The sequence below is a fragment of the Kitasatospora sp. NPDC004745 genome, from assembly GCF_042873275.1.
Lineage (GTDB): Bacteria > Actinomycetota > Actinomycetes > Streptomycetales > Streptomycetaceae > Kitasatospora.
Genome location: NZ_JBIALK010000023.1, coordinates 90681 through 109984 on the forward strand (window position 1 = coordinate 90681; position 19304 = coordinate 109984).

Below are 19304 nucleotides of genomic sequence, written 5' to 3' on the forward strand. Positions count from 1 at the left end.
GAGGCTCAGCCCAGCGTCAGCGCGTCCAGCGGGTCCCCGCCCTCCAGCGCCCACAGGGCCAGCAGCACCCCCGCGGCGCCGGTGTGCAGGTCCGCCGAGAAGCGCCGCAGCCGCATCCCCGGGACGAGCAGCCCCTCCGGCCGCGCCACCAGGTGCCACTGGAGCTTGCGGACCTGTCCGAGCACGTCCTCCCGCGCCGCCGGACCGCCCAGCCGGTCCAGGGCCAGCAGCAGCCCGGCCCGGCCCCGGAACAGCCCCGGCTCGCGGACGAACCCGGGCGCGCACACCCGCCGCACGTCCGCCAGGAAGCCGTCGAACCCGCCGTCCCCCGCCGCCCGGTACTCCCGGGCGACGAGGGCGATGCCGCTGCTCCCCCGGTCCAGGTAGGCCAGCCGCCGCCCCCGGTCGAGGACCTGCACCGACCCGTCCGGCACCCGGACGCACCGGGCCACCGCCCGGGCCAGCGCCTCCCGCCCGGAGGCCAGCAGCCACTCCTCGCCGGTGCGCCGGTACAGCCGCAGCTGCACCAGCGCGATGCCCGCCAGCCCGTACAGCAGACCGGCCGGCAGCGGGTCGGCCGCGGTCTCCGCGTGCAGCGCCGCGTCCAGGGCGCGCGCGTCCCGGAGCGCGTCGGCGAGCCCCGCCCCGTCGCCCAGGGCGTCGGCGAGCCGCAACCGGGCCAGGGCCGCGCCGGCCCGGCCGCCGTACAGGGCGACGGTGGGCGCGGGCCGGGCGCGGCGGGCCCGCTCGGCCAGCTCGGCCGCAGCCTCCTCGCGTCCGACCCGGGCCAGCACCGCGGCGACCCCGAGCGGGCCGTCGTACAGCCCGCCCGCCCCGGGCCGCGGGCCCCGCCGCCGCATCGCGGCGACCAGCCAGTCCGCGTACTCCTGCGGGTGGCCCGCCCCGGTGCGGTGCAGCGCGTGGAGCACGCCGGCCGCGCCGTGCGCCACCCCGGTGCCGCCGTCGGCGAAGCCGGCCGGATCCCCCGGGAACAACCGGTCGAAGCGGTCGGGGGTGGCCCCGGCGTGGATCCCGGCGACCAGCTCGCCGCGCACCCGGGCGAGATCGGGGCCGTCCGCCGCCGCGGGCCCGCGGGCGTGTTCGCAGCGTCCCGCGCGGTCCGCGACGTCGCCGACACGCCCGAGCAGCTCCCGCCCGCGGCGTTCCGTCACCGACTCCACCCGGGTGGCCGTGCCCGGCCGGGGAGGCCCCGCCTCCGGGCCGAGCCCGAACCACGCCCGGGCCCGCCGCTCCAGCGCGGCCAGCTTCCCGGCGTCGCGCTCGGCCAGTTCCATCACGGGCATCAGCAGCATCAGCCAGGTCGCCCAGAGCATGTACCGGTCGGCCGCGGCCCCGTCGAGCCCGGGCGGGGGCTGGATCCCGCCGGCGCCGGCCACCGGCACCCGGCGGCCGGCCAGCTCGTCCGCGTACTCGAAGTCGACGAGCACCACCGAGCCGTCCGGCCGGACGATCACGTTGGCCGGGTGCAGGTCCCCGAACCGCACGCCCCGGGCGTGCAGCGCCGCGAGCGCCCCGCCCAGCCCGGCGACGACCTCCTCGACCCAGGCCGCGTACCCGGCGCGCTGCTCGGCGGTGCAGTCCTGGTGCACCAGCGGGTAGCGCCGGATCGCCTCCGCGAACAGCTGGACGCCCTCGACGTGCTCCTGCACCAGGAAGGTGTGCTCCCAGACCGTCCGGACCTCGCGCAGCCGGGGCACGCAGTCCAGGCCGTCCAGCCGCTCCAGGGCCCACTGCTCGCGCCGCAGCCGGGTGACGGCGTCGTCCCCGGCGGCGTCCAGCCCGGCGTACGGGCGGGCCTCGCGCAGCACCACCCGCTCCCCGGTGGTCCGGTGCTCCCCGAGGTAGATCCCGCCGGCGTTGGAGAACTGCAGCACCTCGACGATCCGGTACGGCAGCTCGCCGCCGGCGGCCTCGCGGGCGGCCAGGTGCGGGCGCAGCTCCGCCGGGGGCTCGACCCAGTCCGGCAGCCGGAACACCGGCTCGCGGCGGTCCGGGACGAGTCGGCCGGAGGGGTCGCGCAGCGCGGGCACCGCCCGTCCGGCCCCGTCCTGGCACCAGAGTTCGACGAAGGCGCCGTAGCGCGCGTACACCGGGGCCGGGCCGATCCGCAGGTCGGTGAGCACGTACGGCCCCTGCCGGCCGGCCAGGGCCTCGGCCAACTCCCGGGCCAGCGCCAGGAACTGGCGCTCCGAGCCGGGGTAGACGGTGACGAACTTGCCGCTGCTCCCGCGCCCCGCGTACTTGCCGTTGGCCACCCGCAGGGCGTCGTCGCTGCGCAGGAACTTGAACGTCACCCGGTGCGCCGTGCAGATCCGGGCCACGGTGGCCAGCGTCTGCTCGGCCTCCTCGGGCACGGTCGAGACGTGGAGCTTCCAGCCCTGTTCGGGCGGGCGCACGCCGTCCGGGCGCAGGGCCGTCCACAGCCCGCGCTGCTCGCGCCGCCACCCGGCGGGCGGTGCGCCGAGCCCGAGGGCGTAGCGGGTGGAGCGGTCGCGCAGCCGGCCCGGGGTGTCGTAGTACGTCGGGTCGGCGAGGCAGTACAGCTGGGTCTCCTGGGCGCCGGCCATGGCGGGCCTCCTCTTCCGGTCGCTGGACGGCTGGTACCGGGCGCGCCCACGGGCCCCGGGGGTTCAGGGGGTCAGACGGCGGGCAGCAGGGCCGGCCCGCGGCGGACCGGCGGCGCCCAGGTCACCACGGCCGCGCAGAGCGCGATGGCGAGGGCCAGCAGCGCGAAGGTCCGGGTGCCGCCGAAGGCCCCGAGCAGGGCGCCGCCCACCAGCGGGCCGAACGGCTGGACCAGCGTGGAGAGGAAGCCGGCCGCGCTCTGCACCCGGCCGATCCGGTCCGGCGGCGCGGCGAGCAGCATCCCGGACACGAAGCCGATGCTGGCCACCGTGGACAGGCACATGCACACCGCGCAGAGCAGCCCGATCAGCACCGGCTCCCGGGTGAGCACGAGCACCCCGGCGGTGACGGCGGCCGCCCAGCAGCTCAGCGCCACCAGGCTGCCGTCGCGCGCGCCGTGGGCGCCGCCCGGCCACCAGGCCGGGGGTGCGTCCAGCCGCGGGGCGAGCAGCGCGCCTGCCAGCGCCCCGGCCGCGGTGAAGGAGACCACGGTGCCGCCGCCGACTCCGGAGCGTCCGCCGTCCGAGGCAACGGCCAGGGTGGTGAACATCAGCGCGCTGAACGCGAAGTTCATCCCGAGGCCGAAGATCAGCAGCAGGGTGCGCAGATAGGGCTGGTGCCAGATGAAGGACAGCCCGGCGGTCAGCTCGGAGCGGCTGAACACCGCCCCGGCCCGGGAGGCGGGCACCGACCTCGTCCGCATCAGCGCCACGCAGACCGTGGAGAGCAGCAGCCCGACGCCCTCGGCGACGAACGGCAGCACCGGGTGCCAGGCGAACAGCGCCCCGCCGCCGAGCGGACCGATCAGCCGGGCCGCGGCGCCGCGCGCCTGCATCCGGGAGGAGGCGGCGCGGACCTGGTCGCGAGGCACCACCGCGCGCAGCAGGCCGCCGGCGGCGGGCCCGTAGGTGCTGGCGATGAGCGCCCCGGCGGCGGCGACCAGCAGGACCAGCGGCAGTGGGGTGCGCCCGTTCAGGACGGCGAGCACCAGCGCGGTGACGGCGAGCAGGCTCCCGACGTCGCAGACCCGCATCAGCCGGCGCCGCTCGATCCGGTCGGCGAGCACGCCGCCGGGCAGCATGGTGAGCAGCAGCGCGCCCACCGACACGGTGCCGATCGCACCGGCCTGGGCGGGCGAGCCGGTGTCCCGCAGGACGAGCAGCGGCAGGGCGATCGAGGCGAGTTGGGAGCCGAGCGAGGCCAGCAGGCCGCCGACCCAGAGCAGCCGGAAGTCCCGGTTGCGGGAGAGCGAGGTGGGCTCCATGGCCGTCCTCCGGGGTGGGGGGTGGAATCGGGCCGGGGCGGTCCCGTGCCGACGGGACCGCCCCGGGGGCCTGCGGTCCGGCGTGCCGGCCGGGGGCGGTGGTGCGCCCGCCCCCGTGCCGGGACCGCCGGCCTGCCGCGCCTCAGGCGCCGGAGGTCTCGGCGGAGTTGACGTAGCTGATCAGGCTGAAGCAGTTGCCGTCGGCGGCGTCCTGGAGGACCTTCATCGCCTGCAGGTCCAGGATGTTGGCGGCGTGCGCCTCGACCTCGGGGGTCTCCTCGCCGTCCTCGCCGACGATCGGGTCGATGTTCTCGGCCATGGCTGAACTCCTCTCACTGGGTGGATCGGTAGGGGTGCAGCGGGTGGTGGTCCGCCGTGGTGAGGACGTTAGGCCGGCCCGGCTGCGCGGGGCCCGGGAACCGGTACGGCACCGGTATGGCCGCAGGCCGGGGCGGCCGCCGGCGCGTCCGGGGCGGCCGGCCGGCCCGGCCGGGGGGCCCGCGGACCCGCTCCGAGCTGCGGCCATACCGCCGGCCAGGCGCCCTCGAACCGGGCCCGAAGCCCGGCCGGGGAGCCTGGCCCGGCACACCCGCACGCCCGGATCCGACAGCACTCCCGGGTCCGACGGCACGCCCACGGCCCGGCGACGTCCACCCCGACGACACGCCCGGATCCGACAGCACTCCCGCACCGCGAGGGACCAGGGCTTGTCTGACAATTCGCGGCGCGGCGGGAATTGTCAGACGAGCCCTAGCGAAGGACTGCCACCATGCCCTGCCCACAATGCGCCCAACTCGCCGGCACGAACGATCAGTTCTGCCCCTCCTGCGGCACCTCCCGGGCCGCCGCCCTCGACCTGGCCGCCGAGGAGCGCAAACTGGTCACGGTGGTCTTCTGCGACCTGGTCGACTCCACCGCGCTGTCCGGCGCGCTCGACCCGGAGACGCTGCGCGAGGTGATCCTGCGCTACTTCGAGCGGATGCACCGCCAGATCGAGGCGCACGGCGGCACATTGGAGAAGTTCATCGGGGACGCGGTGATGGCGGTCTTCGGCGTCCCGGTGATCCGCGAGGACGACGCCCACCGGGCGCTGGCGGCCGCCCTGGCCATGCTGGAGGACCTCGAGGACCTCAACACCGAGCTGGACGCCACCCTCGGGGTCCGTCTGGACGTCCGGATCGGCGTCAACACCGGCCAGGTGGTGGCGGGTTCGGACGCCTCGGCGCGCCAGGCACTGATCTCCGGCGAGACGGTGAACATCGCCGCCCGGCTGCAGACCCAGGCCGCGCCCGGCCAGGTGCTGATCGGCCCGCAGACCCTGCGCGCGGCCGGCCCGGCCGCCCAGGTGCACGAGGTGGGCCCGCTGCGGCTCAAGGGCAAGGCCGAGCCGGTCACCGCCTACCGCCTCGTCGGGCTGGACGAGGACGACCCGGAGCTGCTGCGCCGCTTCGACGTCCCGCTGGTCGGCCGGGAGCGCGAACTGGCGCTGCTGGACGCCGCGTTGGCACGGGTGGCGGGCGGTCGGGGCGCCGAGCTGCTGCTGGTGGTCGGCGAGGCCGGGATCGGCAAGACCCGGCTGGTGCGCGAGTGGCAGGAGCGGGTGGGCCGGCGTGCCGCCCGCTGCGGCACCGGGCGCTGCCGCAGTTACGGCGAGCAGGGCGTGCTGACCCCGCTGGCCGAGGCCGTCCGGGCCCTGCTGGACGACGGCGCCGGAGCCGCCGCGCCCGCCGAGGCGCTGGCCCGGTTGGAGGACGCGGTGGCCCCGGAGGTGGGCGCGGCCGAGTCCCTGGACCGGCTGGCGGCGATCCTGCGCGGGCGCACCGTCGAACGCCCGGCCGTCCTGGTCCTGGACGACTGCCAGTGGGCCGGTCCGGTGCTGCTGGACGCCGCCGAGCGGCTGGTCGCCGCCCTCGGCGCGGCCCCGGTGCTGCTGCTGTGCCTGGCCCGTCCGGAGCTGCCCGCCTCCCGCCCGGAGCTGCCGGCCCTGCCGGTCGGCGGTCTGTCCTGGGACGAGTCGGCTCTGCTGGCCGCCCAGCTGACCGAGCTGAGCGCCCACCAGGACACCGTGCCCGGCCGGCTGCTGGAGCGGGCCGAGGGCAACCCGCTGCACCTGGAGGAGCTGCTGGCCGCCCTCACCGAGGCGGACGGCCCTGCCCTCGCCGAGGAGCTGCCGCCCACCGGACGGGCACTGCTCAGCGCGCGGATCGACGACCTCGAACGGGACGAGCGCACCACGCTGGACCTCGCCGCCGTGCTCGGCCGGGCCTTCCGCGCCGCCGAACTCGCCGGGCTCGCCCACGGCGGCGCCGACCAGGACGCCTTCGCCGATCCGGAGGACGACGTCTTCACCGGCCCGCTCGACGGCCTGCCCGGCCTGGCCGGCGGCAGCGGCGACGACACCCCGCCGCGGCTGCACGCCGCGCTGCAGCGACTGGCCGAGCGCCGCCTGGTCGAACCGGCGGGCGACGGCTACCGGTTCAGCAGCGGTCTGGTCCAGGAGTCGGTGTACCAGTCGATGTCCAAGCGCGCCCGCGCCGAGCGCCACGAGCGGGCCGCCGACCTGCCCGCCGTCCGCACCGCCGGGGGCGCCGCCGTCGGCGACCACCTGGAGCGGGCCCACCGCTACCGGCTCGAACTCGGTCTGCTGGACGCCCGGACGGACGCCCTGCGCACCCGCGCGGCGGCCACCCTCGGCGCCGCCGGCGCCCTGGCCCTGGAGCACGCCGACCTGCCCGCCGCCACCGACCTGCTGGAGCGCGCCGTCCGGCTGCACTACCCCAACGAGCGCGGCGCCGGCCCCGTCCTGCGCCGCCTCGGCGAGGCCCGGCTGGCCCTCGGCCGGGCCGAGGAGGCCCTGCCCGTGCTGGCGCAGGTCCGGGACGCGGCCGCCGACCCGCTGGACGCCGCGCACGCCCGGCTCGCCCTCGCCACCCGCGGCCTGCCGCCCGGCCCGGACCAGCCCGCGGCCACCGCCCGCGCGGTGCTGCCGCTGTTCGCCGGCGCCGGGGACGACCTCGGCCAGGCCCGGGCCCGGCTGCGGCTGGCCGAGGAGCACCTGCTGGCCGGCCGGCACACCGAGGCCGACCGGCTGCTCGACGAGGCCCTCGGCCACGTCTCCCGCACCGACGCCGAGCTGGACCGGGCCGCGGTGCTGGCCGCGCTGGCCGCCTCGCTGCTGGCCGGCCCCGAGCCCGTCCCGAACGCCACCTTCCGGCTGCGCGCCCTGCTCGCCGAGCACGGCGCCGGCCGGCGGACGGTCCGGGTCGCGCTGGACGGCCCGCTGGCGGTGCTGCTCGCGCTGCGGGACCGCCCCGGCGAGGCCGAGCTGCTGCTCGCCGAGGCCAACGGCCTGGCCGGCGAGCTGTCGCTGGCCGACGCGATGATCTCGCTGCCGGCCCTGACGGCCCAGGCCGCGGCGGCCACCGGCCAGACCGGGCAGGCCCTGGAGCTACTCGCCGACGCCGCCGAGGTGGCCCGCCGGCTCGGCTCGGCCGCCCCGCTGCCACGGCTCGCCCTCACCACCGCCCGGGTCCTGCTGGACACCGACCGCCCCGGTCAGGCCGCCCGGCACCTGGAGGGCGTCGACGCGACGGCCGCGCCGGCGCCGGTGCTGGCGATCGAACTGGACGCGCTGCGCGGCCGGGTCGCCGCCACCGCGGGCGAGGCCGGCCCGGCGCTGGAGCTCACCGCGGCCGCCGCGGCCGCCGCCGAGCGCACCGAGTCGCTGCTGCTGCAGGCGCTCACCGCGCTGGACCGCGCCCACGCGCTGCTGCTGCTCGACCGGCCGGCCGAGGCCGCCGCGGCGGCGGCCACCGCCCGGGACCGCTTCGCCGCCAAGGGGCACCTGCCGGGCGTGCGGCGGGCCGAACGGATCGGGGGCGCCCGGTGAACGGCCCGGCCGGCCTCACCTGGAGCCTGCGCGGGCGGTCCGCCGCCGACCTCCCGGTGCTCGCCGACGGCGACGACACCGGGGAGGGCGGCACCCGGGAGGGCGGCACCGGCAAGGGGGTGCGGGTCTGCGTGGTGGACTCCGGGGTCGAACCGGACCACCCGCTGGTCGGCCCGCTGAACGGGTCCTGGGCGGTGCTCAAGGATCCGGTCACCCGGGAGCTGGTGGTCCGCCCCGACGCCGCCGGCGACACCTGCGGCCACGGCACCGCCTGCGCGGGCATCATCCGCCGCACCGCCCCGGACTGCGAGCTGTACAGCGTCCGGGTGCTCGGCGAGCGCTTCACCGGCACCGGAGACATGCTGATCGCCGGGCTGCGCTGGGCCGTCGGGCAGGGCTTCGACGTCGTGAACCTCAGCCTCTCCACCACCCGGACCCGTTTCCTGGAGGAGCTGCACGCGATCGCCGACGACGCCTTCTTCGCCCGCACCGCGATCGTCGCCTCCGCGCACAACACGCAGGTGGAGAGCTATCCGTGGCGCTTCTCCTCGGTCATCTCGGTCGGCAGCCACCAGGAGGACGACCCGGCCCTGCACCTGTACAACCCGGCGCCGCCCGTCGAGTTCTTCGCCCCGGGCCAGAACGTCCGGGTGCCCTGGCTCGGCGGGGCGACCATCCGCACCACCGGCAACAGCTTCGCCACCCCCTACGTCGCCGGGCTGTGCGCCCGCATCCTGTCCGGCCGGCCGAGGCTGACGACCTTCCAGCTGAAGAGCGCGCTCTACCTCACCGCGGCCAACGTCCAGGTCGGCCCCCGCCCGTCCACCCCCCTCACGGAGGCGCCCGATGACCCTCAGCACTGACCCCGCCGTCGACCCGCTGGCCCGCGAGCTGCTGCAGTCCGTGGTGGACGTGGCCCGGGCGATCTTCGGCGCCGAGGCCGGTTCGGTCTGCCTGCTCGACGAGGCCGCCGGCGAGCTGGTCTTCCAGGCCGTCTCGGGGCGCGGGGAGGAGGCCCTGGTGGGCCGGCGCTTCCCGGCCGGACGCGGGATCGCCGGCTGGGTCGCGGCCTCCGGCGAGCCGATGGTGGTCGACGACCTGGGCGCCAACCGCACCTTCGACCGGGACTTCGCCGAGTCCACCGCCTACGTGCCGAACGCGCTGATGGCGGCGCCGTTGACGCACGGCAGCAGGGTGCTGGGCGTGCTGGAGGTACTCGACCCGGCCCCGCAGGCCCGGGCCAGCCTGCCCGAACTGGACCTGCTCGCGCTGTTCGCCCGGCAGGCCGCAGCCGCGCTGCGGGTGATCGCCGAGCGGGCCCCCGCCCCGGCGGCAGGCCCCGACCGCGCCGCCGCCCTCGGCCTGCTCGCCGACCTGGAGGAGCTGCTGCGCCGGCAGCCGTGAGCCGGCCGCCCGGACGCCGTCGGAGCGTCAGTCCCGCACGGTCAGCCGGGCGACCTCGCCGCGCTCCAGGGCCGCGTACACCGTGCCGTCCGGTCCGACGGCGATCCCGTGCGGTTCGGCGTCCGGGCCGGGCAGCGGGTGGCCGTCGAGCCGGCCGTCGGGGGCGAGCACGCCGATCCGGCCGGCGGCCCACTCGGTGAACCAGAGGCGGCCGTCCGGGCCGCAGGCGATCGCGTGCGGCCGGGCCGCCCGGTCGGCCAGCGGGTACTCGGTGACCTCGCCGTCGACGGTGATCCGGCCGACCAGCCCGCCGCCGATGCCGACGTACCAGAGCGCGCCGTCCGCCCCCGCCGTGATCCCCACCGGCGCGGTGCCCGCGGTGGGCAGCGGGTGGACGGTGACGTCACCGGCGACGCCGATCCTGGCGACGGCGTCCGCCCGGTTGAGCGTGCACCACAGGGCGCCGTCCGGCCCGGCCGTGATCAGCGCCGGGAAGGCCCCGGTGAGCGGCAGCGGGTACGCCGTCAGCTCGCCGTCCACGGTGATCCGCCCGATCCGGTCGGCGTCGGGCTCGGTGAACCAGAGCGCTCCGTCGGGCCCGGCGGCGATCCCGTACGGCCCGGAGCCCTCCCCCGGCAGGGTGTGGGAGCGCGTCGTCCCGTCGACGGCGATCCGGCCGATCCGGCGGTCGCGCATCCGGGTGAACCAGAGCGCGCCGTCCGGGCCCGCCGTGATCACCGACGGGCCGCAGTCGGGTGCGCCGAGGTCGTGGCGCTCGACCGTGCCGTCCGCCGCCAGCCGGGCGATCCGCCCGGAGTGCACCAGCGTGCACCAGACGCCCCCGTCCGGCCCCACCGCGATCCCGTACGGTCCGGCCCCCGCCTCGGCGACGCCGATCAGCTCCGTGGTCCGTGCCATGCCACCCCCTTCAAGTTATTGCGACTCTCGTCGCGTTATGAATCCTCGCACGCATCCGGGGGCCGCCACAAGCGACTTGCCCCCCTCTCGCGCCGCCGCCCCCTACTCGCTGCCCGCCGAACGGCGGGCCGTGCGCGGCCCCGGCACCCCGCGCAGCACCGAGACGACCCCCACGCCCGCGGCGCAGATCGGCACCGCGAGCAGCGCCCCGAGGATGCCCGCGATGCCGGAGCCCGCCACCACGGCGACCATGATGGTGGCCGGGTGCAGCTCCACCGTGCGGCTCTGGATGAGCGGTTGGAGGACGTTTCCCTCGATCAGCTGGACCGCCAGCACCACGCCGAGCGCCCACAGCGCGGTGCCCAGCCCGCCGTCGGCGAGGGCCACCAGCACGGCCACCGCCCCGGACAGGAAGGCCCCGACGAAGGGGATGTAGGCACCCATGAACACCAGGGCGCCCAGCCCCGGAGCGCCCGGCACCCCGAGCGCCACCAGGCCGATGGTGATGAAGGTGGCGTCGATCAGCGCGATCAGCGTGGTGCCGCGCATGAAGCCCGCCATCGCGTCGAAGGCCCGCTCGGCGCAGGCGACCACGGTCCCGGCGCCGCGCTCGGGCAGGTAGGAGCGGATGGCATCACCGGTGCGGTGGCCGTCCCGCAGGAAGAAGAACACCAGGGCGAGCGCCAGCACCCCGCCGGTGGCGAGCTGGGTGAGCAGGCCGAGCCCGGAGAGCACGCCGCTGGTGAGGGCGGAGAGCAGCGAGTTGGTCTCGCCCTTGGCGTTGTCGAGCGCGCGCTGGACCTTCGCTCCGGACGGCCCCAGCCAGTCGGCGATCCGGCGCCCGGACTCCTGCAGCGAGTCGGCGATCTGCGGGGCGCTGTGCACCAGGGAGTTGACCAGCAGGGCGATCACGCCGCCGACGAACGCGACCAGCACCGCACAGGTCAGCCCGGCGGCCAGGCCCCGGCCGACGCCCCGCCGGACCAGCCACGGCACCACCGGGTAGAGCAGCGAGGCCCCGAGCAGCGCCACCACGACGGGCACGGTCGCCGCCCGCAGCTCGACCAGGGCGAAGACCACCAGCGAGGCCACGGCGATCAGCAGGATCACCGCCGCCGACCAGGCCGCCGCCTGCCGCAGCACGGGCGGCAGCATCAGGTACGGCCGGCGCGGGTCCGGCCGGCCGTCCGGGGCCGGGCGCCTGTCCCGGTCCTGGCCCTGCCCCTCGTCCTGGTCCCGGTCCGGCACACCGTCTGACGGGCGCTCCACGGACACCGCCACCTCCGCCGGGGATCGTCGATGAGTCCGAACCGCCCCATCTCAGCAGATGATCAGATGGAATGGTGGTTTTGTCCCCCTGGCGCGCCCCGGACCTCCGGAGCCCCGGACGCACGGAAACGCCCGGGCGGCCCGGCCGGGGATCCGGCCGGGCCGCTCGGGCCTGTCTTCCGACCCGCGTCACGGGGCGGTACCGCCGCGTCGGCGGTCAGTTCATGAAGGTCACGTCCCAGTGGCTGCCCTCGTTGGCGTAGATGTTGCCCGAGGCGGCGGTCCACAGGTCGGCGCCGTCACCGCGGGTGCCGCTGTGGGTGAAGGTGCCGTGGATGTAGTTGGTGAGGCAGCCGGACATGCCGAAGTCCAGCTTGTAGCCGTTGCCGTGGCTGTAGGTGCCGCTGGCGTGGCCGGTCTCGGTGCCGCCGGTGATGTTCAGCGGGCAGCTGCCGATCGAGCGCTTGAGCGCGATGGCGCCGTCCGCCGAGGCGCGGCGCAGCCCGTCGAAGGAGGTGCAGCTGCTGCTGCCGCGGTCGGAGCAGTTGCCCGAGGAGGACCAGGTGATCCCGGCGGACGAGAGCATCGAGGCCGCCTGCGACTGGGTGAGGGTGGTGCCGCTGCCGCCGCCGCCACCGGTGCTGCCGCCGCCGGAGAGCAGGGCGCCCCAGGTCGCCGGGCCGACGATGCCGTCGATCGGGTTGAGGCCCGCGGACTGCTGGAAGCCCCGCACCTTCGAGTCGGTGCCGGCGCCGAAGTCGCCGTCCACGGCCAGCCCGGCGCCGTGGGCGTTCAGCTGGACCTGGAGCGCCTTGACGGCGTCGCCCTTGTCGCCCTTGCGGACGGTGACGATCAGCTTGGACCAGGTGTCGGGGCCGACGACGCCGTCCACCGGGCTGAGCCCGGCGGACTGCTGGAAGCCCTTGACCTTGTCCTCGGTGCCGGCGCCGAAGGCACCGTCGGCGCCGGTGGCGAAGCCGTGGGCGGCCAGCAGGTACTGGACGGTGGTGACGTTGTCGCCGCGGTCACCGTTGCGGACGGTGGGCCAGCTCGCGGCCTGCGCGGCGGGCGCGACCAGCAGGGCCGCGAGAATCGCGGCGAACATCGCGGCGACCACGGCCGGGATGCGCTTCATGACGGTTCCTCACTGGGTGTGACGGAGGGGGAGGGAGGGCGGAGCCGTGGGCGGCGCGGCGGCGGGGCCGCCACCGCGCCGGGCCCGGGGGCCGCCTGTCAGGTCGGCAGGTAGTTCCAGCACTTCTCGGCCTGGTCGTGCTCGTTGTGGACGAGGACCTCCAGGATCACGCGGCCGGTGTTGTGGCCGACGATGCCGTCCACGTCGAGCGTGCCGCCCCACTTGTCGCGGTTGGTCGCCTGGAACTTCCGCACCGCGTCCTCGGTGCGCTTGCCCCAGATGCCGTCGGCCTGGAGGCCGGCGTGCACGTTGGAGGCGTTCATCGCCAGCTGGACGCACCAGACGCCCGTCCCGGTGTCGCCGTAGGCGATGTCGCCGGCGGTCGAGTTGGCGCTCGCCGTACCGGCCAGCGCGACGAGGGCCATACCGGCGGAGGCCACCACCACGGCGGCGCGTTTGACGGTCGAGGACATGAGCATGGACGGCTCCTGGAGTGGACTGCGGGGGCCGGGACCGGCCGCCGCCGAACGACACTAGGAGGCCCCGCGGGCGTCCCTCGAGCCCTCGCCGTCCCAGGGACGCCGCCCGCGTCCGGGCTGGGACGGTCCCGCGCCGCGGCGGGCTCCGGCAGGCGGCCGGCGGCGTCCGTCCCGCCCGCCGTCCCCCGGCGTCCCGGGACGCCGCAGGAGCGCCGGGCGGCCGTCCCCGGGACGCGGAGCGCTACCGCTCCCCGTCCACCGGCTCGAAGCGGACCGTCCCGCCGCCGCCCGCGAAGTCCAGCACCCGCTGCGCCTCGGCCCGCGCCGCCTGCTCGTCGGCGGGCCGCAGCGCCGTGAACGGCCGGACGGCCACCTCCTGCCCGCCCGTCAGCCGCCAGGTCCCGGCGACCAGCCCGTCGACCAGCAGGGTGCCGAGCACGATCCCGTTCTGCGTCATCACCCGGCCCCGGTACTCCTCCGGCAGCACCCGGGTGCGGTCGGCGTGCGAGAGCAGCAGGTTGTCGAAGGGGGCGAGCAGCCGCACCGGCGCCGGGGTGTCCGGATCGGGCCGGGGCGCCTCCGGCAGGTCGTGGAGCACCCGGCCGTGCTCGTCGCGGAAGGCGACCAGCCGGGACGCCAGCCGGGTGAGCACCGGGCCGAGCCGGCTGAGACCGGACCACTTCTGCAGGTCGGCCGCGGTGGCCGGGCCGAAGGCGGCGAGGTAGCGCAGGACCAGGTCGTCGAGGGCCGGTGCCCGCTCCAGCGGGCGGCCGAGCCAGGCCTCGGCGGTGGTGTGGGCGGCGGGGCCGCTGCGGTCCCAGATCCCGCGCGGCGGGACCTGGACGAGCGGCAGCAGGCAGCGGGCGGCCTGGGCGAGGGCGGCCGGGTCGCGGTCCGGGCGGGTGGCGGCGAGCAGCGCGCCGAGCTGCTGGAAGGTCCGCGGTTCCGCCTCGACCAGGGCGCGGGCCTCGGCCCCGAGGGCGTCCAGGTCGAGCCCGGCCAGCCGGGCGCCGTAGGTGGAGCGCAGGGCCCGGTCGAGGACGGGCTGGAGCAGCGGTCGCAGCGTCAGGCAGTCCTCGGCGGTGACCAGGTGGATGGTGCCGCGCTGGAGCGCGATCCGCACCGCGGCACGCTGTTCCAGCAGCGCGGTGAGCCGCTCGGGGGTGAAGCCGTCGATCCGGCTGAGCAGGCCGAGGTAGGGCGGCTGCGGCACCGCCTGGGCCTGGAGCCCGCCGAGGTGGTGGATCAGTTCGGCGGGTTCCCGGCCGGTGCGGGCGAGCAGGTGCTGACGGGCCAGCAGGGCGCGGCCCAGCTGCCGGCCGGTCAGCACGTTCACCGGCGGCCGTCCAGGACGGCGCGCAGCACGTCGATCCGGTTGGTGGTGATGGAGGAGACCCCGCAGTCGCGCAGCCGACGCATGGTGCGGCGCAGGTCGGCCGTCCAGCTGGAGACCTCCAGCCCGGCGTCCGCCGCGGCCGCGGTGAAGGCGGGGGTGACCAGGCCGAACGGCGGGTTGAGGTAGCGCGGGCGCAGGTCGTCGAGCAGGGCCCGGGCGGGCATCCGGGGCTGCTTCCAGGTGAGCGCGATCTCGGCGTCCGGGCTCAGCGCGCGGACGGCGAGCATCGCGGTGGCCGGCCCGCAGAAGGCGACCTGCCGTTCGGCGCCGAGCCCGGCGACGACGGACCAGGTGGCGGCGGCGGGGCCGGGGTCGTCGAGGTCGAGCAGGAGCCGGCGGCCCTCGTGGGCGGCGAGGGCCTTGATCGTCTCGGCGAGGGTGGGGACGGCGAGCGGGCCGCGGCGCAGTTCCTCGAGCTGCTCGGCGGTGACCCGGTCGATCGACCGCGGGTCGCCCCAGAGGCGTTCCAGGGTGCGGTCGTGCAGCAGGACGGGCACCCGGTCCCGGGTGAGCTGGACGTCGACCTCGACGGCGTCGGCCCCGGCGGCGAGGGCGGCCTCGACCGAGGCGAGGGTGTTCTCGCGGTGGCGGTACGGGGCGCCGCGGTGGGCCACCGCGAGGACCGGTCGGCGGGCGTCCGGGGCCTGTTCGCGGCCGGCTGCGGGCCGGGCGGCCGCGGCCCGGGCGGGGAGGGCGGCGCGCTGGGTGGTCGGCGGGTGCGGGTGGGTCATCCCGGGCGGGGCCTCTCGTGCGGATCGGTGGGGGCGGGGTCGGTCGCCGGGCTCAGCGCCGTTCGATCATCACGTTGGTGGACTTGATGACGGCCGTGGCGGGTGCGCCGGGGACGAGGTTCAGCTCCTCGGCCGACTCCCGGCTGATCAGCGACACCACCCGGAACGGGCCCGCCTGGACCTCCACCTGGGCGGCGACGTCGCCGAGCACCACGTCGGTGACGATCCCGGGGAAGCGGTTGCGGGCCGAGGACGGCCGGCCCTCGGCCTCGGCGTTCTCGGGCCGGGCCAGCTCGCGGGCGAAGGCGGCGAGGTCGGCGCCGGGGATGATCCGGTGGCCGTGCTCGTCCCGCTGGGCCGCGACCCGCCCGGCGTCCACCCAGCGCCGCATGGTGTCGGCGCTGACGCCGAGCAGCGCCGCGGCCTCGCCGATCCGGTACGGGTTGACCGGCGCCTCGGGCTGGCCCATGTGCGACTCCTGACGCTGACTCCGGAGGGACGGGCCCGGCGTGCGCCGAACCCTCGCCGACATCCTGCCGTACGGCGTGCCGGGCCCGCGAAGCGGCGCCCCCCCCCGGAGGGCCGCGGCGGGGGTCTTCGGTCGGACGAGCCCTACGGTTCGCCGAAGAGGTCCCGGCGGACGGCGTCCCCGGCGGTGAGCACGGCGCCGGCGAGGATCGCCCCGCCGCCCGCCGTACCGGCCCGGACCTCGGTGCGCAGCGGGGAGAGCCCGGCCAGCCGCCGTTCGACCCGGCCGGCCAGCTCGGCGCCGCCGGCCCGGCCGATCTCGCCGCCGAGCACCACGCAGCCCGGGTCGAGGACGACGCAGACGCTGGCCGCGCCGATGGCGATCCGCTCGGCCAGGGCGTCCAGGAACGGCCCGCCGGGCTCGCCGGGGCCGAGCGCGGCCAGGGCGGCGCGGACGGCGGCCTCGCCGGCGGGGGCGTTCCCGTCGGACGGGGCGGGCAGGCCGTGGGCGCGGGCCAGCTCGCAGACGGCGACGCTGCCGACCAGCCCGTGGTAGCCGCCCTCGCTGCTGTCGGCGCTGGGCAGGCCGGTGGTGCCCGGGACGGGCAGGAAGCAGATCTCGCCGGTGCCGCCGGAGAAGCCGCGGCGCAGCCGCCCGTCCAGGATGACGGCGGCGCCGACGCTGTGGCCGAGCCACATCAGCACGAAGGTGTCGCGGTCGCGGGCGGCGCCGATCCGGTACTCGGCCCGGCCGGCGAGGTTGACCTCGTTCTCCAGGATCACCTCGGTGTCGGGCAGCCGTCTCAGTTCGGCGAGGAGTTCGGCGTGCCAGGCGGGGAGCTTGCCGGTGCTCTGCAGCCGCCCGGTGGCGGGGTCGACGAGTCCGGGGGCGCCGACGGCGACGGTGTGCAGCTGCTCGACCCCGGCGCCGCGCGCGGTCTCGCGCAGGGTGCGGACGAGCCGCTCGGCGGTGCCGGGCGCCGCGTCGTCCTCGACGGGGACCTCGGCGGTGGCGAGGGTGCGTCCGGCGAGGTCGGCGACGACCAGGGTGACGCCGCCGGCGCGCACGTCGAAGGCGGCGATGTGGGCGCGGGAGGCGACGAGGGCGTAGAGCCGCGCGTTGGGGCCCCGGCGCTGTTCGCCGCGTTCGCCGACGACGGCCACCAGGCCGGTCCGCTGGAGGCGGTCGAGCAGGTCGGCGACGGTCGGCCGGGAGAGGCCGGTGAGGTCGCGCAGCTCGGTCGCGGTGAGGGGGCCCTGTTCGAGGAGCAGGTTGAGCGCCAGCCGGTCGTTGATCGCCCGGGCGGTGCTCGGCGTGGCCGTACGCGCGGTGGTCATGGCAGCTCATCCTTCCAGAGTGTTTCTATCAGGGTCCCTTCCTGATAATTTACCGGAGGGACGAACCACCAGCCGGTCGCGCCGTCCACCGAACGGCTCCGCCGCCGCGCGGCCCGCACGGCCGGCCCGTAGACCACCCACAGGGCGACGTCGCGCCGCAGTGCGCGACCCGGGAGGGACCGTCGGATGAGCAGCACCGCCACGCCACCACTGGAACAGCCGGCCGCCCGGCGCCGGGCCAGGGCGAGCATCGCCCTGGTCTTCGCCGTGCACGGCGCCGTCAGCGGCAGCTTCGTCACCCGCATCCCGTGGATCCAGGACCGCCTGGACCTCTCCCCCGGCCAGCTCGGCCTGGCCCTGGTGATGCCCGCCATCGGCTCCTCCCTCGCGATGCCGCTGGCCGGCCGGATCACCCACCGCCACGGCGGGCGGGCGGCGGTCCGCGGCCTGCTCTCGCTCTGGTGCCTGGCCCTCGCCCTGCCCGCCCTCGCCCCCTCGCTGCCGGTGCTCTGCGCCGCCCTGCTGCTCTACGGCGCCACCGCCGGGATGGCCGACGTCGCCATGAACGCCCAGGGCGTGGAGATCGAGCAGCGGCTCGGCCGCTCGATCATGTCCGGACTGCACGGGATGTGGAGCGCGGGCGGCCTGCTGGCCTCCGCCTTCGGCATCCTCGCCGCCCACCTGGCGCTCGACGCCCGGCTCCAGCTGGCCGTCACCGCGCTCGCCCTGCTCGCCCTGGCCCAGCCGGTCTGCCGGGGCCTGCCGGACCTGCGCGCCGCCGCGGGGGCGGAGGCGCCGCCGCGCTTCGCCCTGCCCCCGCGCAGCTCGCTGGTGATCGGACTGGTCGGCTTCTGCGCCGTCTTCGCCGAGGGCGCCTCGATGGACTGGAGCGGTGTCTACCTGCGGGACGTCACCGGCGCCTCGGCCACCCTCGCGGCCGCCTCGTACACCGCCTTCTCGCTCACCATGGCCGTCAGCCGGCTCGCCGGGGACGCGGTGATCCGCCGCCTCGGCGCCGTCCGCACCACCCGGCTCGGCGGCGCCGTCGCCACCGCCGGCGGCCTGCTGGTGGTGGCCGCCGACCGCCCCGCGCTGGCCATCCCGGGCTTCGCGCTGCTCGGCGTCGGCATCGCGGTCACCGTGCCGCTGGCCTTCGCGGCGGCCGGGCGGATCGGCAGCAACCCCAGCCAGGCCATCGCGGGCGTCGCGACCGTCACCTACACCTCGGGCCTGATCGCCCCGGCCGTCATCGGCGCCCTCGCCCAGGCCACCTCGCTGACCGTCTCCTTCGGCCTGGTCACCGCCCTCGCCCTCGCCCTGCTGCTGAGCGCCGGCGCCCTGCGCCGGGCCGAACAGCACGCCGACGGCCCGGGCAGCGCGCACGCACCGGCCGACCGGAGCCGTCCCGCCACGACGGCCACCGACCCGGCGCCGGAGGAGAGCACCACCGGCGGGAACCTCACCGTCCGGTGAGCCGGTGACTCGGGGAGCCCCTCCCCGAGTCACCGCCGACCACCGCGCGGCCGGACGGCACGGTTCCGCCTCCACCGGACCAGGCGGGCGGGCGGCCGGGCGGCCCCGCCCACGGGTTAGGCTCGGCCGGTGCCAGCTCCCGTGACAGACCCGCCCGCCACCGCGGCCGAGGAACTCCCCCCGGCCGCCGCCGCCCGTTCGCCGTGGTGGCGGTTCGCGCTGCTGGTGGCGCTGCTGGCCGCCGCGGCCGGTTCGCTGCTGCTCTGGAGCCCGACGGCACTGCTCGACGGCGGGCTCGCCGACCGGATGCCCGGGTACTGGTTCGCGCCGCTGTTCGCCACCGTCTACGCGGTGGGCACCCTCGCCTTCGTCCCCCGGCCCGCACTGAACGCCGCCGCCGGGCTGCTGCTCGGCATCCAGCAGGGCGTGCCGCTCGCGGTGCTCGGCACCACGCTGGGGGCCGCGATGGCCTTCGCGCTCGGCCGCGGTCTCGGGCGGGACGCGCTGCGGCCGTACCTGCGCGGGCGGGTGCTCGGACCGCTCGACCGGCGCTTCACCGAGCAGGGCTTCCGCAGCGTGCTGGTGCTGCGGCTGCTGCCGGGCATGCCGTTCCAGGCGGCCAACTACGGCGCGGCCTTCTCCGGCGTCCGCTTCCTGCCGTTCCTGTCGGCCACCGCGATCGGCGTGGTGCCGACCACCGCGGTGTACGTGACGGCCGCCGCCAGCGCGGGCGAACCCGGCTCCGCGGCCTTCCTGGTGTCGGCGGGCGTGATCGCCCTGCTGGTGCTGGGCAGCGCGGTCGGGCTCTGGCGGGCCGCCGCCGCCCGCCGCCGGTCCCGGGCGGCCTGACGCCCGCCGCCCCGACGCCCGCCCGGGAATTCGCTCGCCCCCGTC

15 protein-coding genes and 2 pseudogenes are annotated in these 19304 nt (G+C 77.2%); 5 read left to right on the plus strand and 12 right to left on the minus strand.

Annotation, left to right across the window (positions count from 1 at the left end; genetic code table 11):
• Positions 1 to 5: 5 nt before the first annotated feature.
• The 3 genes and pseudogenes from lanKC to ACFYUY_RS30245 form a co-directional block, all read right to left on the minus strand.
• Positions 6 to 2588: a class III lanthionine synthetase LanKC gene (lanKC, locus tag ACFYUY_RS30235; protein WP_387905329.1), complete on the minus strand. Its 2583-nt coding sequence runs from the start codon at positions 2586 to 2588 to the stop codon at positions 6 to 8.
• A pseudogene (locus tag ACFYUY_RS30240) lies at positions 2570 to 3910 on the minus strand (MFS transporter); the annotation flags it as partial. The pseudogene ACFYUY_RS30240 and the gene lanKC, both read right to left, overlap by 19 nt.
• A 142-nt stretch (positions 3911 to 4052) precedes the next feature.
• Positions 4053 to 4229 (minus strand): hypothetical protein, encoded by a 177-nt coding sequence (locus ACFYUY_RS30245; protein ID WP_360210346.1) that lies wholly within the window; start codon positions 4227 to 4229, stop codon positions 4053 to 4055.
• Positions 4230 to 4679: 450 nt separating this feature from the next.
• On the opposite strand from ACFYUY_RS30245, the gene ACFYUY_RS30250 reads away from it, so the two are divergent.
• Genes ACFYUY_RS30250 through ACFYUY_RS30260 form a run of 3 tightly spaced genes read left to right on the plus strand, consistent with a single transcriptional unit; the run spans position 4680 to position 9203 of the window.
• Entirely contained in the window at positions 4680 to 7799 is a 3120-nt protein-coding gene (locus ACFYUY_RS30250) for an adenylate/guanylate cyclase domain-containing protein (protein ID WP_387905332.1), read from the plus strand.
• Positions 7796 to 8662 (plus strand): S8 family serine peptidase, encoded by an 867-nt coding sequence (locus ACFYUY_RS30255; protein WP_360210342.1) that lies wholly within the window; start codon positions 7796 to 7798, stop codon positions 8660 to 8662. Before ACFYUY_RS30250 ends, ACFYUY_RS30255 begins: the two co-directional genes overlap by 4 nt.
• Positions 8646 to 9203, plus strand: coding sequence for a GAF domain-containing protein (locus ACFYUY_RS30260; RefSeq protein WP_360210340.1), 558 nt, complete (start codon positions 8646 to 8648; stop codon positions 9201 to 9203). The genes ACFYUY_RS30255 and ACFYUY_RS30260 overlap by 17 nt, the downstream gene beginning before the upstream one ends.
• A 27-nt stretch (positions 9204 to 9230) precedes the next feature.
• Here the strand turns inward: ACFYUY_RS30260 and ACFYUY_RS30265 are convergent, their stop codons facing one another.
• The 9 genes and pseudogenes from ACFYUY_RS30265 to ACFYUY_RS30305 form a co-directional block, all read right to left on the minus strand.
• Complete coding sequence (locus ACFYUY_RS30265; protein ID WP_360210338.1) at positions 9231 to 10121, minus strand: virginiamycin B lyase; 891 nt, start codon at positions 10119 to 10121, stop codon at positions 9231 to 9233.
• Positions 10122 to 10223: 102 nt separating this feature from the next.
• Complete coding sequence (locus tag ACFYUY_RS30270; RefSeq protein WP_387905336.1) at positions 10224 to 11390, minus strand: AI-2E family transporter; 1167 nt, start codon at positions 11388 to 11390, stop codon at positions 10224 to 10226.
• Positions 11391 to 11607: 217 nt separating this feature from the next.
• Entirely contained in the window at positions 11608 to 12282 is a 675-nt protein-coding gene (locus ACFYUY_RS30275; RefSeq protein ID WP_387905429.1) for a peptidoglycan-binding protein, read from the minus strand.
• A pseudogene (locus ACFYUY_RS30280) lies at positions 12256 to 12525 on the minus strand (peptidoglycan-binding protein); the annotation flags it as partial. The gene ACFYUY_RS30275 and the pseudogene ACFYUY_RS30280, both read right to left, overlap by 27 nt.
• A gap of 98 nt (positions 12526 to 12623) precedes the next feature.
• Positions 12624 to 13004 carry a peptidoglycan-binding protein gene (locus ACFYUY_RS30285; RefSeq protein ID WP_387905338.1) on the minus strand — a complete coding sequence of 127 codons (381 nt, stop codon included), beginning with the start codon at positions 13002 to 13004 and terminating at the stop codon, positions 12624 to 12626.
• A gap of 241 nt (positions 13005 to 13245) precedes the next feature.
• Complete coding sequence (locus ACFYUY_RS30290; RefSeq protein ID WP_387905340.1) at positions 13246 to 14340, minus strand: winged helix DNA-binding domain-containing protein; 1095 nt, start codon at positions 14338 to 14340, stop codon at positions 13246 to 13248.
• Positions 14337 to 15131, minus strand: a complete 795-nt coding sequence (locus ACFYUY_RS30295) for a glycerophosphodiester phosphodiesterase (protein WP_387905343.1) — start codon at positions 15129 to 15131, stop codon at positions 14337 to 14339. The genes ACFYUY_RS30290 and ACFYUY_RS30295 overlap by 4 nt, the downstream gene beginning before the upstream one ends.
• A 52-nt stretch (positions 15132 to 15183) precedes the next feature.
• Positions 15184 to 15600: a TOBE domain-containing protein gene (locus ACFYUY_RS30300; RefSeq protein WP_360210329.1), complete on the minus strand. Its 417-nt coding sequence runs from the start codon at positions 15598 to 15600 to the stop codon at positions 15184 to 15186.
• Positions 15601 to 15743: 143 nt separating this feature from the next.
• Positions 15744 to 16937 carry an ROK family transcriptional regulator gene (locus tag ACFYUY_RS30305; RefSeq protein WP_387905347.1) on the minus strand — a complete coding sequence of 398 codons (1194 nt, stop codon included), beginning with the start codon at positions 16935 to 16937 and terminating at the stop codon, positions 15744 to 15746.
• A gap of 186 nt (positions 16938 to 17123) precedes the next feature.
• On the opposite strand from ACFYUY_RS30305, the gene ACFYUY_RS30310 reads away from it, so the two are divergent.
• Together ACFYUY_RS30310 and ACFYUY_RS30315 are read left to right on the plus strand one after the other, a co-directional pair.
• Complete coding sequence (locus ACFYUY_RS30310; RefSeq protein ID WP_387905350.1) at positions 17124 to 18410, plus strand: MFS transporter; 1287 nt, start codon at positions 17124 to 17126, stop codon at positions 18408 to 18410.
• A gap of 129 nt (positions 18411 to 18539) precedes the next feature.
• Positions 18540 to 19259 (plus strand): TVP38/TMEM64 family protein, encoded by a 720-nt coding sequence (locus ACFYUY_RS30315; RefSeq protein WP_387905353.1) that lies wholly within the window; start codon positions 18540 to 18542, stop codon positions 19257 to 19259.
• The last annotated feature ends 45 nt before the right edge of the window (positions 19260 to 19304 follow it).